Origin of the sequence: Nitrosomonas sp. Is24 (assembly GCF_033063335.1) — a bacterium.
Lineage (GTDB): Bacteria > Pseudomonadota > Gammaproteobacteria > Burkholderiales > Nitrosomonadaceae > Nitrosomonas.
Genome location: NZ_JAWJZG010000001.1, coordinates 63209 through 78112 on the forward strand (window position 1 = coordinate 63209; position 14904 = coordinate 78112).

Annotated in this window: 14 protein-coding genes; 12 read left to right on the top strand and 2 right to left on the bottom strand. The window is 45.4% G+C overall.

Features of this window, described 5'->3' with window-relative positions:
* Positions 1-127: 127 nt before the first annotated feature.
* Positions 128-892: a DUF2490 domain-containing protein gene (locus R2103_RS00250; RefSeq protein WP_317529592.1), complete on the bottom strand. Its 765-nt coding sequence runs from the start codon at positions 890-892 to the stop codon at positions 128-130.
* 651 nt (positions 893-1543) lie between these two features.
* Between R2103_RS00250 and R2103_RS00255 the strand changes: the two genes are divergently transcribed.
* A complete protein-coding gene (locus R2103_RS00255; RefSeq protein ID WP_317529593.1) occupies positions 1544-1852 on the top strand; it encodes a c-type cytochrome in 309 nt (102 codons plus the stop codon).
* Positions 1853-1892: 40 nt separating this feature from the next.
* Here R2103_RS00255 and hemN read toward each other — a convergent pair whose 3' ends face one another.
* Positions 1893-3305, bottom strand: a complete 1413-nt coding sequence (hemN, locus tag R2103_RS00260; protein WP_317529594.1) for an oxygen-independent coproporphyrinogen III oxidase — start codon at positions 3303-3305, stop codon at positions 1893-1895.
* A 223-nt stretch (positions 3306-3528) separates the two neighbouring features.
* Here hemN and fnr point away from each other — a divergent pair, with 223 nt between their 5' ends.
* From fnr to R2103_RS00315, 11 genes are all read left to right on the top strand, one after another.
* Entirely contained in the window at positions 3529-4278 is a 750-nt protein-coding gene (fnr, locus tag R2103_RS00265) for a fumarate/nitrate reduction transcriptional regulator Fnr (RefSeq protein WP_317529595.1), read from the top strand.
* Positions 4279-4547: 269 nt separating this feature from the next.
* On the top strand, positions 4548-5273 hold the full coding sequence (gene rpsB, locus R2103_RS00270) for a 30S ribosomal protein S2 (protein ID WP_108699452.1): 726 nt from the start codon (positions 4548-4550) through the stop codon (positions 5271-5273).
* A gap of 207 nt (positions 5274-5480) precedes the next feature.
* Entirely contained in the window at positions 5481-6365 is an 885-nt protein-coding gene (gene tsf / locus R2103_RS00275) for a translation elongation factor Ts (protein ID WP_317529596.1), read from the top strand.
* Between the two features lie 31 nt (positions 6366-6396).
* Positions 6397-7113 (top strand): UMP kinase, encoded by a 717-nt coding sequence (gene pyrH, locus R2103_RS00280; RefSeq protein WP_317529597.1) that lies wholly within the window; start codon positions 6397-6399, stop codon positions 7111-7113.
* A gap of 50 nt (positions 7114-7163) precedes the next feature.
* Entirely contained in the window at positions 7164-7721 is a 558-nt protein-coding gene (frr, locus tag R2103_RS00285; protein WP_317529598.1) for a ribosome recycling factor, read from the top strand.
* A 1-nt stretch (position 7722) separates the two neighbouring features.
* Positions 7723-8490 (top strand): polyprenyl diphosphate synthase, encoded by a 768-nt coding sequence (uppS, locus tag R2103_RS00290; RefSeq protein ID WP_317529599.1) that lies wholly within the window; start codon positions 7723-7725, stop codon positions 8488-8490.
* A 14-nt stretch (positions 8491-8504) separates the two neighbouring features.
* Positions 8505-9329: a phosphatidate cytidylyltransferase gene (locus R2103_RS00295; RefSeq protein ID WP_317529600.1), complete on the top strand. Its 825-nt coding sequence runs from the start codon at positions 8505-8507 to the stop codon at positions 9327-9329.
* Positions 9326-10513 (top strand): 1-deoxy-D-xylulose-5-phosphate reductoisomerase, encoded by a 1188-nt coding sequence (gene ispC / locus R2103_RS00300; RefSeq protein WP_317529601.1) that lies wholly within the window; start codon positions 9326-9328, stop codon positions 10511-10513. The genes R2103_RS00295 and ispC overlap by 4 nt, the downstream gene beginning before the upstream one ends.
* Positions 10514-10665: 152 nt before the next feature.
* Positions 10666-12033 (top strand): RIP metalloprotease RseP, encoded by a 1368-nt coding sequence (gene rseP, locus R2103_RS00305; RefSeq protein ID WP_317529602.1) that lies wholly within the window; start codon positions 10666-10668, stop codon positions 12031-12033.
* Positions 12034-12036: 3 nt separating this feature from the next.
* Positions 12037-14343: an outer membrane protein assembly factor BamA gene (gene bamA / locus R2103_RS00310; protein ID WP_317529603.1), complete on the top strand. Its 2307-nt coding sequence runs from the start codon at positions 12037-12039 to the stop codon at positions 14341-14343.
* Positions 14344-14368: 25 nt separating this feature from the next.
* A complete protein-coding gene (locus R2103_RS00315; RefSeq protein ID WP_317529604.1) occupies positions 14369-14902 on the top strand; it encodes an OmpH family outer membrane protein in 534 nt (177 codons plus the stop codon).
* Positions 14903-14904 lie beyond the last annotated feature (2 nt).

Below are 14904 nucleotides of genomic sequence, written 5' to 3' on the forward strand. Positions count from 1 at the left end.
TTTTTATCCGCGTATACAATCCAGTGACTGCGGAAAAAATTAACCGGTTAACTTCCTGAAGTTAGGAAAATTAACCGGTCATTTGAATACAAACTAGGTGTTAACTGCTTAGCATCACTAGTGTGTCTTAGAAGTTCAGGAACAAGCTGGCTACAAAGTTATGCATCATTTGATCCGGACGTTTGCTATGCGGTCTGTTGATGAATTGGTTCATGTAACCCATTTCAACGGTCGCATACTGATTGATTTTGTAACCCAATCCGACGAATGCCCGGTTTTGATCGTAGCCGCGGGAAATAAAGCCCGGATTGTTATCAATGGTCGTCATGGCAATAAACAACTCGCTTTGAACAATGAAGCTTAAATTCGGATTGACTTGGGGCAATGGAACGGCCAATTTGACCAATTGGCGGAACCGATGTGCTACATCATTTGCACCTGGAAGCGGTGCGTTATGATCAAAGAAGCGTTGCTCGAAGCGGCTACGCAATGACAATCGGCCAAACGAGAAATTATCCGCCCAGGTTATTTGCTCCCAGATCCGGTGTTCGTTGAATGGATGTCCTGATTTTAGTGCCAATGGTTCAGCAGTCGGCGCCCAAGCATAACCGACCCACGCTACCATCTTATCGGTTAGCGCATAACCTAAGCCCGGACGGATCAGTGATTGCGAGAATTGCGTAGCATCATTACCAAACCGGCCTTGTCCTTCCATCCACCATCTGAATTTTTTCAATTCAGGGTTTTGCGGATTCACGAAACCAAAATTACCTTGTGAGAAAATACCTCCCCACACTTCAAAGTCTTCCGCCGTAGCGTCAGCAGCAGCTGGATTGCTCAGCGACAAGCCAAGTGCAGACAACAAAATAACAGTACTTATCTTTTTAAACATGCAATCTCCCTATTAATGCAATGTGATTTTACTAAAATATTTGTTAACGTTATGTTACCAATGAAAAAACTCTACTGCATGCAACTGTTTCTTATTATATTGATGATAGCGGGTTGCTAACCTCATTTTTTAGCGTAACACTTGATTTTTTGTAGTAAAAGAATTTTGCCATTCTTTTACTACAGTGCTGCGCACAGTAGCATAGTAAATGTTAAGAAATTGTTAAGAATTACACTTAACGTAAATGATGCTATTGCCATTAATTGTTATTAAAATTGAAGAGCCTAAATTAATAATAATTCAGAACTGCTGCGCACAATAACATGGGAAATGTTAAGAAATTGTTAAGAATTACACTTAACGTGAACAATGCTATTGAAACTGAGACCTCAATCGGTTTGGCAGCTTCGGCAAATATGCGTTATCCCATTGATTGTGTTTGATTTGTAAGTAATGCTGAATGCGCTTATTTACACCGGATGACCTTAGGATGCCGGGAAACTGTCTTAAAACATTTGTTTGGCAAGCTGTTATGATACTGGGTATGGTTGGTCTTCTAAAGCGCGGAGCTGATAAATTTTATAAGCAACCAAGTAGGGGTCGGGATTACTCCCGGTATTTTTATTGAAGTAAATAAACTGGAGTCAGGGAATGAAAAAATTAAATTTTGCATTAACGATATCGGCGCTATTCATTTTAGCCGGCTGTGGCGCAAGCAAAGACTATACTCCGCCAAAAGATGCATCCGGAGAAACGATTTTTAGCTCTGCTTGTACAGAATGCCATAAGCCTTTAAGCGCTAATGTGGCAATGGTATTAAGCGAGAAAGTGGCCAATAAGGATGCAATTATCAAGAAATTTCAATCGGGCAGTATGAGAATGCCGGCATTTAAGAATATTCAGGGTGAATCTGCCGACCGTTTGGCTGAATATATTTTAACGAATAGCCAAGTCAAATAATTCCAAATTACCTGAGAATCCAGCGATTCTCAGGTAAATTTCAAATGGGTATCGAGCGGTTTTTACGTTGTTGCACAGCGCGCAGATACTTATCAAAAACCGCGCAAATACTGCTTATCATTAATTGCCCCTTGGGCGTCACTGTAATTTCCTGATCATTTAGCGTGACCAAGCCCGCTTGTTCGTAAACAATAAGCTCTGCTAATTCTGTAGCAAAATAGTTTTTGAATTCAATGGGGAAATACGCTTCCACCGATTCAAATGAAAGCACGGAATGACAAATAAGCGCTTGCATGACAGAGCGCCGGATTAAATCGTCGGGAGTTAATTCGATGCCGCGTCTGATCGGCAGAATATTGTGTTCCAGTTTGCTGTAATACTGCAGCAGGTCGCAATCATTTTGGCTTAAAGCCGGACCGATACTGCCGATTCCCGAAACTCCCAATGCGACCCGGTAGCTGTCAGGATAGATCGAATAACCTTGCAAACCGTAGTAAAGCCGGCCTTGGCGTTGTGCAATGATCAGTTGATCATCGTGCTTTGCAAACAGGTTCATACCGATGTGCAGGTACCCTGCTGCCGTTAAACGGGTAATAGCGAGCAAAAGCATTTCCAGTGCAGTTTCTATGTCTGGTAAATCTTCCGGATTTATATTTTGTTGCGGTTTAAATTTTTCTGGCAGGTGCTGGTAATTTAATAAGTTGATTTGATCCGGGTCGGCCGTTATGATTTTTCCCAGCGTGTATTCAAATTTTTTTACAGTTTGTTTGGGCAATCCATAAATCAATTCCGTTCTTATCGTTTTAAAACCGGCTTGTTGAGCGTCACGGATTGCAAGCAACGTGGCATTCTCTGTCTGAACGCGATGGACGGACTGTTGCACATGATCATCGAAATCCTGAACGCCGATAATCGCGCAATTAAAACCTATTTCTTTCAAAGCCTGCATGGATAGATCAGGCATTTGCCGCGAATCGATTTCGATTGAGAATTCACCGTCTTTTATCAGGTTAAAATTTTGCTGGATTGCTTTTAAGATACTGCTTAGCTGAGCTTCATTCAGCAGCGTCGGTGTGCCCCCTCCGAAATATAGCTGTTCAAGCTTCGGGTCTTCTTTGAAAAACTGTGCTTGTAGTTTTATTTCACGCGATAAGTAATCGAGATAGGTCGATATGCTGTCATTTTTGTCGGCGATGATCTGATTGAATTGACAGTAAAAACATAAAGAACGGCAAAAAGGGATATGCACATATAATGAGATTGGCCGACGGAAGTGCCCCGATTTGCAATTGTTCAACCAAGTGGAATAGGTGCGCGCATCAAACGTTTCGACAAAATATTCCGTGTCCGGGTACAAACGATAATCAGCATTGTAAACACCGAACCGGCGAATGAGATTGGAGCTGATTTGAAGCAAATCAGTAGATGAATCGGAAAATCGTAGTGGATGCACTGGGAATCTCATTTTATAAAGAACTTTACCCAAAGAAATCTGCATTGATATGCCATCATTGACTGGTTTTCATGGCCAACATGTCGTGTTGAACGCGACCGATTTAAAAAAGAATATCCACTCTTCCCCTCAATATCGTAGAATTATGCTGCGGGTTTGAAGTGTTAATTTTGATTCAGATCAATTAAAGCGTTGAAATGTAATTCCCTATTTGGAAAACACTTTGCTTAACGATACATCGCTACATCATCTCGATATCTCGCACATCCGATCCAGCTGCGCTACTTGCAGTTTGCGCGAGCTTTGTTTGCCTGTCGGTCTTAATGATCAGGAAATTCAGGTTCTGGGGGATGTCGTCAGTTATAAACGGAAAATTCAGCGAGGCGGCTACTTGCATCGTACCGGCTCGCAGTTTCAATCCTTGTTTGCCATTCGCAGCGGATTCTTAAAGACCTGTGTGCTTGAGGAAGATGGGCGTCAGCAAGTGACCGGTTTTCACATGACAGGGGAGTTGCTGGGTTTGGATGCCATCAGTACGGACACTCATACCTGCGATGCGATAGCGCTTGAGGATAGCGAAGTGTGTGAAATTCCCTTCGCCAAGCTGGAAGAGATTAGCCGCACCATCCCCTCTCTCATGCGTCATTTCCATAAAATCATGAGCCGTGAAATTGTCCGGGACCATGGCGTAATGCTGCTGCTCGGCAGTATGAAGGCCGAAGAACGTTTGGCATCTTTTCTGCTCAATTTGTCGCGCCGCTTTTTAATGCGCGGTTACTCCGAGTCGGAATTCAATCTCCGCATGACGCGCGAGGAAATTGGCAGCTATCTTGGTCTCAAATTAGAGACTGTCAGCCGCGCGTTTTCAAAACTGCAAGACGAAAATATCATCACTGTGGATAATAAACACATACAAATAAATGATATTGCCCGCTTAAGATTGAAAATGGGAAACTCGTCCTGTATCACTTAACAGTGATAGCCGCAAAAAGCCTTAAATCTTTAACGATTATTAGCATAGTGCGACGCTGGAAAAACGCTTGTTGCACATCCGTAATAATTACCTGCATTATTCTGTTCTTCTGTCAGCTTGAGTAAGCCAAGGAAAATGCTATATAATACGGCCATAATTTAACGGTTGATGCGGTAGCGCATGAAACACCAGTTGAATTAAATACACACATTCGTTCTTAAGTTTGAATCATTAAGACGAATGGAGGCTCAATCCATAAGGAGAAATTTATGTCAGTAACTATGCGTCAAATGCTGGAAGCAGGTGTTCATTTTGGTCATCAAACCCGCTTCTGGAATCCCAAAATGGCCCCCTATATCTTCGGCCATCGCAATAAAATTCACATCATCAATCTCGAAAAAACGTTGGTGATGTATGAAGAAGCCATGAAATATGTGCGTCAACTATCAGCAAACAAGGGTGTTATTTTATTTGTCGGCACTAAACGCCAGGCGCGCGACATTGTGCGCGAGGAAGCTCAGCGTTGCGGATCACCTTACGTAGATCAACGCTGGTTAGGCGGAATGCTGACTAATTTTAAAACTATCAAGCTATCTATCAAGCGTTTACAAGAAATGGAAGTAATGACACAAGATGGAACGCTGGATAAGCTTGTAAAAAAAGAAGCGCTCGATCTTCAGCGCGAATTGGATAAGCTCAATAGCAGCTTGGGCGGCATCAAGGATATGAAAGGATTGCCGGATGCGTTATTTGTCATCGATGTGGGTTATCAAAAAGGTGCGATTACAGAAGCCAGAAAGCTCGGTATTCCGGTTATCGGTGTCGTTGATACCAACCATAATCCCGATAATTTACAGTACATTATCCCTGGAAATGACGATTCGAGCCGGGCGATACGCCTATATGCGCGCGGTGTAGCCGATGCGATTCTGGAAGGACGTAATCAATCGATTCAAGAAATCGTTGAGATGAGTGCAGAGGCCGGGCAAAGTTAAGAAATCTGCATTTATTATTTGATAGCTGCCGCATGCGCGGCGGCTATCGGTATTAAATACCATTGAACTGTTTCAAGGTAAGGCTTATCAACCTGTGGCGGATTTGTGAAGATTGTTTAATTTGCCATTGAATGTTAAGTAAATTTTAATCTTATCTTGATTAAAATCTATATTCATTCATAAATTAATTTTGTAACTGGAGTAAATATGGCGGAAATTACCGCGAGCATGGTCAAAGAATTGCGTGAAATGACCGGTCTTGGCATGATGGAATGCAAAAAAGCGCTGGCAGAGACTGACGGTGATATGAAAGCGGCAGAAGATCTGTTAAGAATTAAAAGCGGTGCCAAAGCAAGTAAGGCGGCAGGACGAATCGCTGCTGAAGGTGTCATTGGCGCGTATGTTTCGACTGACAGCAAATGCGGCGCACTGGTTGAAGTTAACTGTGAAACGGATTTTGTGGCCAGAAATGAAGATATTATCAATTTTGCCAAAAGCTTGGCCGGGTTGATAGCCACAAAAAATATCACGGATGTTGCAGTATTAAGCGAAGCGGCGCTGCCGAGCGGTGAAACTGTTGAAACGGTTCGTAAAGCGTTGATTATGAAACTGGGTGAAAATATCAGCATCCGTCGCTGCGGACGTCATGAAACACAAGGTCAGCTGGCTTATTACCTTCATGGCACTAAAATTGGTGTAATGATCGATTATACCGGTGGTGATGAAGTGCTAGGCAAGGATCTGGCTATGCATATCGCCGCAAGTAAACCCATGTGCGTTTCCAAAGAGCAAGTATCCGCTGATGTTTTGGCGCATGAGCGGCAGATCTTCACTGCACAAGCGGCTGATAGCGGTAAACCGGCGAATATCATTGAAAAAATGGTCGATGGCCGCATTGCAAAGTATCTGGCTGAAATCACTTTGTTAGGTCAGCCTTTTGTCAAGGATCCGGAACAAACCGTAGAAAAATTGCTGGCCAAAAAATCTGCCAAAGTAAACGCGTTTACGATGTTTGTGGTTGGAGAAGGGATAGAAAAGAAATCCGAGAATTTTGCGGAAGAAGTGAAAGCCCAGATGGAACAGGCAAAGTAACACGAGTTATCATCTTTCCAATTAACGATCAATGACCGCTGTTGCTTATAAACGTATTTTACTGAAGCTATCCGGCGAAGCCCTGATGGGTGAAGATAAGTATGGGATCAATCATGCAGTGATGGGCAGAATTGTTGCTGAGATCCAAGAGATCAGTAAATTAGGTGTTGAAATTGCCATTGTGGTTGGCGGCGGAAACATTTTTCGTGGCATGAAGTCCGCCAATGACGGGCTTGAGCGCGTTACCGCGGATTATATGGGTATGTTAGCCACTGTGATGAATGCCCTTGCACTGCAAGACGCCATGAAGCTGATCGGCTTGGTGCCGCGAATACAGTCCGCTTTACGCATCGAACAAGTCGTGGAACCTTATATTCGCGGACGTGCCATTCGTTATCTGAAAGATGGCAGGGTGGTAATTTTTGCGGCAGGAACCGGCAATCCTTTTTTTACCACTGATACTGCAGCCGCTTTGCGAGGCATGGAAATGAATGCGGATATCATGCTTAAGGCAACCAAGGTGGATGGTATTTATACCAGTGATCCGAAAATTAATCCGGATGCGACGCGCTTTCATCAATTATCTTTTGATGAAGCGATCGCGAAGAATTTACAGGTAATGGATGCAACAGCGCTGACGTTATGCCGGGATCAGAAATTACCGCTCAATGTATTCAGTATTTTCAAGACTGGCGCTCTTAAACGTATAATAACAGGAGAAGATGAAGGAACGTTGGTGACGGTCTGATGCTACGATAGTCGGGTCTTCTGAAATAGATTCAAGAGGGATAGGATATTATGATTGCCGATGTAAAAAAATCCGCTGAACAAAAGATGCAAAAAAGCCTGGAAGCATTGAAAGTGGATTTGAGTAAAGTTAGAAGCGGGCGAGCACACACTGGCATACTGGATCATGTCACAGTCGATTACTATGGCACGCAAACGCCGATCAACCAAGTTGCCAATATCAACTTGATTGATGCGCGCACGATCGGTGTTATCCCTTGGGAAAAGAAAATGGCTAATGCCATTGAAAAAGCTATCCGTGAATCCGATCTGGGTTTAAATCCGATGCCGGTAGGCGAAACTATCCGCGTACCGATGCCGGCGCTTACCGAAGAGCGCCGCCGCGATCTGTTCAAAGTGGTAAAACATGAAGCGGAAGCCGTGCGTGTTGCCATGCGCAATATCCGCCGGGACGCGAATGCGCACCTGAAAGACTTATTAAAGGCTAAAGAAATATCGGAAGACGAAGAGCGCCGCGGGCAAGACGAGATTCAAAAGTTAACCGATCGATATATCTTAGAAATTGATAAGGTTTTACAGGTTAAGGAAGCCGAACTGATGGCGGTTTGATATGCCTCAAGGTCCGAGTTCAACCCGAGAAATACCCGAAACAGGTTCAATACCCAAACACATTGCTATTATTATGGATGGTAACGGCCGTTGGGCACAAAGCCGTTATATGCCTCGGATTGCCGGACATAAGCAGGGTGTCGAAACAGTTCGCGGTGTTATTAAAGCCTGTATGGAACGCGGTGTTGCTTTCCTCACATTATTTGCCTTCAGCAGCGAAAACTGGCGGCGGCCTACCGATGAAGTTATGTCTCTGATGCAACTGTTTCTTGGCGCATTGGAGCAAGAAATCACCAAATTGCATGAAAATGGCATCCGTTTTAAAGTCATCGGCGACATATCAAGATTCGATCCTAAAATCGTAGAATTCATTCACCTTGGCGAGCAGCTCACCGCCAACAATACGCGTCTCACATTTACGATTGCGGCCAATTATGGCGGCCGCTGGGATATCATGCAAGCCATGCGCAAAATGATGGCGCAGTCAAAAGATCTGCCGCTGAATTTTGAAGAAGAAAGCTTGGCACAATATCTGTCCATGAGTTATGCACCTGAACCGGATTTGTTTATCCGCACCGGCGGTGAGTACCGCATCAGTAATTTTTTACTATGGCAGCTGGCCTATACTGAATTATATTTCACCGATACACTATGGCCGGATTTTGACGAGCATGAGCTTGAACTGGCCATTCAATCTTATCAGCAGCGCGAGCGCCGCTTTGGCCGCACGAGTGAGCAGTTGCAAATGACACTATCCGCCGAAGGATAAAAAGATTACCTTTCATGCTTAAAACCCGCATCCTCACTGCAGTCGTTATTCTTCCCTTGTTTTTATCGGCGCTGTTTTTATTACAAGATATCTTTTGGGTCATCGTAATACTTTCATTGACGATAATCGGATCGCGCGAATGGAGCCGGTTAGCGGGATTTTCAGTACGGAATACCATCATTTTTATGCTCCTGACCACATTCATCGGGGGAGAGTTGTTGTTTCAAATGAGTGAATCGTTAAAAGCGAATATTTACTCTCCGGATTTAATCTGGGTTTATATTTTGTCCGCAGCTTTTTGGATCATCAGTGTACCGCCCTATCTGAAACAGCTTTACGCAATAAAAAATCCGCTTATTTTGATGCTGACCGGCTGGATACTCTTGCTGCCCACTTGTCTTGCGCTCTATCAATTGCGTGCTATCAGTCCGGAGCTGTTACTGGGTTTTATGGCAACCATCTGGATTTCCGATAGTGCAGCTTATTTCACTGGAAGATCATTCGGTAAACACAAACTTGCTCCCCGGATTAGCCCGAATAAAACTTGGGAAGGTGTAGCTGGTGCTCTAGTTGCGGTATTACTTTATGGTCTGATCTGGGATTTCTGGTTTCTTGAAGAATCTTTAGCGGCGAAATTGATACCATTGCTACTGTTTATGGCGATATTAGGTATTATCGGGGATTTATACGAATCGCTGATGAAACGTCAGGCCGGTGTTAAGGATAGTGGAAATATTTTGCCAGGTCACGGTGGAATTTTGGATCGAATCGATGCTTTGACTTCTTCACTGCCATTTGCCATTTTGGCCTTACTTATTTTTTATTCACCCGCGTCATGAAAACTACCCGTCAAATCACCATACTCGGCTCCACCGGCAGCATCGGAGAGAGCACACTCGATGTTATCGCGCGGCATCCGGATCGCTTTCAAGCGTTCGCATTAACGGCCAATCACAGTATCGAAAAAATGCTCGCACAATGCCAGCGCTTTCAGCCGCGATACGCGGTCATGCTGGATACAGCCAGCGCCGGGCAGCTGGCCGATGCAATCAAAGCAGCCGGTATCCGGACGGAAGTTCTGGCTGGTATCGAATCGCTGGAAAAAGTCGCTTCACATCCTGAAGTGGATGCCGTGATGGCTGCTATTGTGGGCGCTGCCGGCATCCGCCCAACGTTTGCGGCAGCCCGAACCGGGAAACTGGTATTGCTGGCTAATAAAGAAACGCTGGTCATGGCCGGGCGTATATTCATGGACCTGGTAAAACAGCACAACGCCACGCTATTGCCGATCGACAGCGAACATAACGCCATCTATCAATCATTGCCGCATCATTTCAATGGCAACTTGGCGGCAGCGGGTATCAGCCGCATTTTACTGACCGCTTCGGGCGGACCATTCCGGCGAGCACCGCTGGAATCGCTCGTGAGCGTGACACCGGAGCAAGCCTGTGCACATCCGAATTGGGATATGGGGCAAAAAATCTCGGTGGATTCCGCCACCATGATGAATAAAGGATTGGAAGTGATCGAGGCGCATTGGTTGTTTGAGGCGCCACCGGAGAAAATTCAAGTGGTGATTCATCCGCAAAGTGTCATTCATTCCATGGTTGCTTATGTCGATGGCTCGGTCATTGCGCAATTGGGGAATCCGGATATGCGCACACCCATTGCCCATGCGATGGGCTTTCCCGAGCGGATAGAAAGTGGAGTATCGGCTTTGGACATGTTCAAGGTTGCTCACCTGGATTTTGAAGAACCTGATTTTAAGAAATTTCCGTGTTTGGAATTAGCTTACCAAGCACTCGCCGCAGGCGGAAATATGCCCGCAGTGCTCAATGCGGCCAATGAGATCGCAGTGGAATCGTTTCTTAAAAGACGTATGCCATTTACCGCCATCCCGGTCATGATTGCGCATGCCATGAAAACCGTGCGGCAAGAAGAAATGTCGACATTGGATGATGTATTGAAAACAGATACACTGGCCCGTGATGCAGCGCGGAATTGGCTTGCAAACCTGCAATAATCCGCGTAAGTAAATTGTTACAGCGACTAGATTCTATTTTCCTAAATTAATGATAGTATCGCGTATTATTCAATCAGCATCGGCAGTGAAATGATAAGTATCGTGCGGTCCAACTCCCCTTTCTACCTGCATCCCTTACGTAATAAACCCATATGTCAATAACCTATACTATCATTTCATTCATACTGGCCCTGGGTATATTGATTACATTTCATGAGTTTGGCCATTATCTGGTGGCGCGCTGGAATGGTGTGAAAGTGCTGCGGTTTTGCATAGGATTCGGCCAACCTATTTTCCGCAAGCGCTGGGGAAAAGACCGGACAGAATGGGTGATTGCCGCTATTCCATTGGGTGGCTATGTCAAGATGCTGGATGAAAATGAAGGCAGCGTTGCGGCGGAGGATTTGCCGCGCGCATTCAACCGTCAGCCGGTCGCCCGGCGTTTCGCTATCGTAGCTGCCGGCCCTATAGCTAATTTTTTGTTGGCGATTGTTTTATATTGGCTGCTTTTCATTCTCGGTGTTAACGGCATGAAGCCCGTGGTGGGTCCGGTTGAACCCGCTACGGCTGCTGCTCAGGCGCAATTCGTAGAAGGCGAGACCATTGTCAGCATTGAAAACGAGCCGGTCGCCAGCTGGCAGGATGCGCGTTGGGCTTTATTACGCTACGCCATCGATCAATCCGCGAATGTAACGATACAAACCGTTAATAAAAATGGCGAAATCAATTTGCGCAAATTGGATCTGAGCCGTGTCGATCCGGATAAGCTCAATGAAAATTTTCCAGGTATGATTGGGCTTACCAGTTATCAACCCATTATCAAACCTGTCATTGGACAAGTCATAGCCGGTGGTGTTGGCGACAAAGCCGGACTGCAAGCTGGCGATGAAATCATCGCTGTGTATGATTCGGAAATCCATACTTGGATGGACTTTGTCAAAGAAATACGCGCAAGCCCCGGACGGACACTGGAGCTGGAAATTTTGCGCAATGGCGAAATGATCGCGCTGACCGTTACGCCCGAAACAGCGGCTGAAAATGGCAAGCAAATCGGCAAAATCGGTGTAGCGCCCGTTATCAATCAGGCTGAGTTTGACGAATTGCTCGTCACCGTCAGTTATTCTCCCGGCAAAGCATTCCAAAAAGCCATCGAGAAAACTTGGGAAACGACCATACTGACATTGCAAATGCTGTCCAAAATGATCACGGGTGACGTTTCACTGAAGAATGTCAGCGGGCCGATCTCCATCGCCGATTATGCCGGTCAATCCGCACAGATGGGATTGGTATCTTATCTCGCTTTTCTGGCATTGATCAGTGTCAGTATCGGTGTTTTAAACTTATTGCCGATCCCGATTCTGGATGGCGGGCACCTTATGTATTATCTGATTGAAATCATCAGAGGCAATCCGCTTCCTGACAAAGCCATCATTATTGGGCAGAAAATTGGCATGGCCATGCTGTTTACCCTGATGACATTTGCCATCTATAACGATATTAACCGGCTTATTACTGGCTAGATAATGAAATTCCAGCATTTTGCCGTTGCAGTTGTCAGCTTTTTTTATGCGTTCTCCTGTTGGGCCAGCGATTCTTTCATCGTCAAGGATATCCGTGTTGAAGGCATACAACGTACCGAAGCCGGCACGGTATTCAGCTATCTGCCGATTAAAGTCGGCGATGCCATGAATGAGGACAAAGCTACCGAGGCGATCAAGGCGCTGTATGCAACCGGTTTTTTCAAAGATGTAAAATTAAAGTCTGAAAACAACATCTTGATCGTGGAAGTTGTGGAGCGGCCGGCGATTGCGCAAATCAGTATCAATGGTGCGAAGGAATTCGAGAAAGACAAGCTGCTTGAGGGATTAAAACAGGCGGGCATATCGGAATCGCGGATTTTCAGCCGCTCATTACTGGAAAGAGCGGAGCTGGAATTGAAGCGTCAGTACATCAGCCGTGGCAAATACGCCGTCAAAATTACCACAACCACAACCCCTCTTGAACGTAACCGTGTGGCGATTAATTTTGACATCAAGGAAGGCCGCACAGCCCGGATTAAAAAAATAAGTTTTGTCGGTAATGAAAAATTTCCCGACAAAGAGTTGCGTGGCATATTGGTTCTCAGAAAACCTGATTTACTGAGCTGGTTCACCAAAAATGACCAATATTCAAAGCAGAAACTAGCCGCCGACTTGGAAACGCTGCGTTCTTATTATTTGGATCGCGGTTATCTTGAATTCAATATTGAATCTACGCAAGTATCGATTACGCCGGACTTACGCGACATCTATATTACCGTCAACGTGACAGAAGGCGCGCAATATACTGTCTCCGATATCAAAGTGGCTGGCGATACCATCGTGCCGGAAGAAGAATTGCGTAAACTGATTTTACTCAAAAGCGGCGCGGTATTTGCCCGGCAAAAGCTGACCGAGTCGATCAAATCCATGACTGACCGACTTGGTGACGATGGTTATGCCTTTGCCAATATCAATGCATCGCCGGAAATCGATCATGAAAAACGCCAAGCTGGATTTACATTCTTTGTTGACCCGGGCCGCCGGGTTTATATCCGGAAAATCAACATCACAGGTAACGACCGCACACGCGACGAAGTGATCCGGCGCGAGTTCCGGCAAATGGAGGGCGCTTGGTATTCCACGAAAAATATCAATCTCTCCAAAGTGCGTGTAGATCGCTTATTTTTCTTCAATAGCGTCAATGTCGAAACGCCCGCCGTGCCCAATAAAACAGACCAGGTGGACATTAATGTCAAGGTCGAAGAGAGGCCAACCGGATCTATCATGTTCGGTGCGGGTTATTCGCAACAACAAGGTATTATTCTGAATGGCTCGGTTTCTCAGAATAATATTTTTGGCACCGGTAATTTTTTCAGTCTGGATGTAAATACCGGTCTTATCAATAAAACCTATGCCGCTTCATTTACCAATCCCTATTTTACCGTGGACGGAGTCAGCCTTGGCTTCGATGTTTATAAGCGGGATTTGAATACCCGCCCTTTAACGCAAGTGGGTGCATTTAAAACGGAAACTATCGGGGCCGGCGTCCGCCTGGGTATACCGATTGCCGAAGGCGATATCGTTTCTTTCGGATTGGCTGCGGAAAATACCCATATCGGTACTTTTGACGATAGTCCAAGGCGCTATCTGGATTTTGTCAAGGAATTCGGCACATCGACCAATAATTTCCCATTGACCGTCAGCTGGGCTCGAGACCGCCGTGACAGCGCCATCTGGCCTACTTCCGGCACGACGCATCGATTGTTCGGTGAAGTCAGCGTACCCGGTGGAGATTTGAATTACTATAAAGTCAGTTACAATCAAAAATGGTATTTTCCCATTACCGATTTCTTCACTTTGATGTTAAATGGCGAAGCCGGTTACGGTGACGGATATACCGGAAATTCATTGCCATTCTTCAAAAACTTTTTTGCTGGTGGTAATAACTCCGTCAGGGGATATAATTTGAACTCTTTGGGTCCTCGCGATCAGTTTACAAATACTTCAAACAGCAATTCAATCTTGTTTGCCGTTGGCGCCAGCAAGCGGGTTGTGGGTAATATCGAACTGATGTTTCCGGTTCCTTTTATGAAAGACGATCGATCATTGCGCCTGAGCACATTCCTGGACGGTGGTACCACATTCAATAAATTCGGCGATCTGAATAATTTTATGCGTTACTCGGCCGGATTGGCGCTTACCTGGGTTTCGCCGATGGGGCCGTTGAAGGTTAGTATCGCGCAGCCTTTGAATGACCAGCCTGGCGATAATTTGCAAAGATTCCAGTTCATGTTCGGGCAACAATTCTGATTTAGTTGAGACTCCGGTAGCGTATATGTTGAAACAACAAATCAACCAACAGCGGCGCAATCTGGTTATGGTGGTAATTGCCGCTGCCATTGCCTGCGGGTTCACGGTTGCTTTTGCTGGCGATATCAAGATCGGCGTAGTGAATACCGAAAAGATTCTGCGCGAATCGCAACCGGCGCTCCTGGCGCAGAAAAAAATCGAGCAGGAATTCGTGCCGCGTGACGAAGAAATCAAGAAAATGGCACTAGAAGCCAAAAACCTGCAAGATAAGCTGGAAAAAAACAGCATCAAGATGGAGGAAACCGAGCGGCGTAATCTGGAAAGAAACCTCGCTAATCTGAGCCGGGAATATCAACGCGCGCAGCGCCAAATGCGCGAAGATCTGAGCGTACGCCAGAACGAAGAATACAGCGTCATCCTGGAGCGCACCAATCGTGCGATCAGCAAAATCGCCGAAGCGGAAAACTATGATCTGATATTACAATTGCAAGACTCGGTTTATAGAAGCCAGCGCATCGATATCACGGATAAAGTGATTAAAACGCTCGACAAGGAATAACC

Bases quoted from the DNA above. Each gene is read 5' to 3' on its own strand.
- frr (WP_317529598.1), top strand. From the start codon at position 7,164: ATGATTGCCGATGTAAAAAAATCCGCTGAACAAAAGATGCAAAAAAGC.
- ispC (WP_317529601.1), top strand. From the start codon at position 9,326: ATGAAAACTACCCGTCAAATCACCATACTCGGCTCCACCGGCAGCATC.
- bamA (WP_317529603.1), top strand. From the start codon at position 12,037: ATGAAATTCCAGCATTTTGCCGTTGCAGTTGTCAGCTTTTTTTATGCG.
- R2103_RS00255 (WP_317529593.1), top strand. From the start codon at position 1,544: ATGAAAAAATTAAATTTTGCATTAACGATATCGGCGCTATTCATTTTA.
- rpsB (WP_108699452.1), top strand. From the start codon at position 4,548: ATGTCAGTAACTATGCGTCAAATGCTGGAAGCAGGTGTTCATTTTGGT.
- pyrH (WP_317529597.1), top strand. From the start codon at position 6,397: ATGACCGCTGTTGCTTATAAACGTATTTTACTGAAGCTATCCGGCGAA.
- uppS (WP_317529599.1), top strand. From the start codon at position 7,723: ATGCCTCAAGGTCCGAGTTCAACCCGAGAAATACCCGAAACAGGTTCA.
- R2103_RS00250 (WP_317529592.1), bottom strand. From the start codon at position 892: ATGTTTAAAAAGATAAGTACTGTTATTTTGTTGTCTGCACTTGGCTTG.
- tsf (WP_317529596.1), top strand. From the start codon at position 5,481: ATGGCGGAAATTACCGCGAGCATGGTCAAAGAATTGCGTGAAATGACC.
- rseP (WP_317529602.1), top strand. From the start codon at position 10,666: ATGTCAATAACCTATACTATCATTTCATTCATACTGGCCCTGGGTATA.
- R2103_RS00295 (WP_317529600.1), top strand. From the start codon at position 8,505: ATGCTTAAAACCCGCATCCTCACTGCAGTCGTTATTCTTCCCTTGTTT.
- R2103_RS00315 (WP_317529604.1), top strand. From the start codon at position 14,369: ATGTTGAAACAACAAATCAACCAACAGCGGCGCAATCTGGTTATGGTG.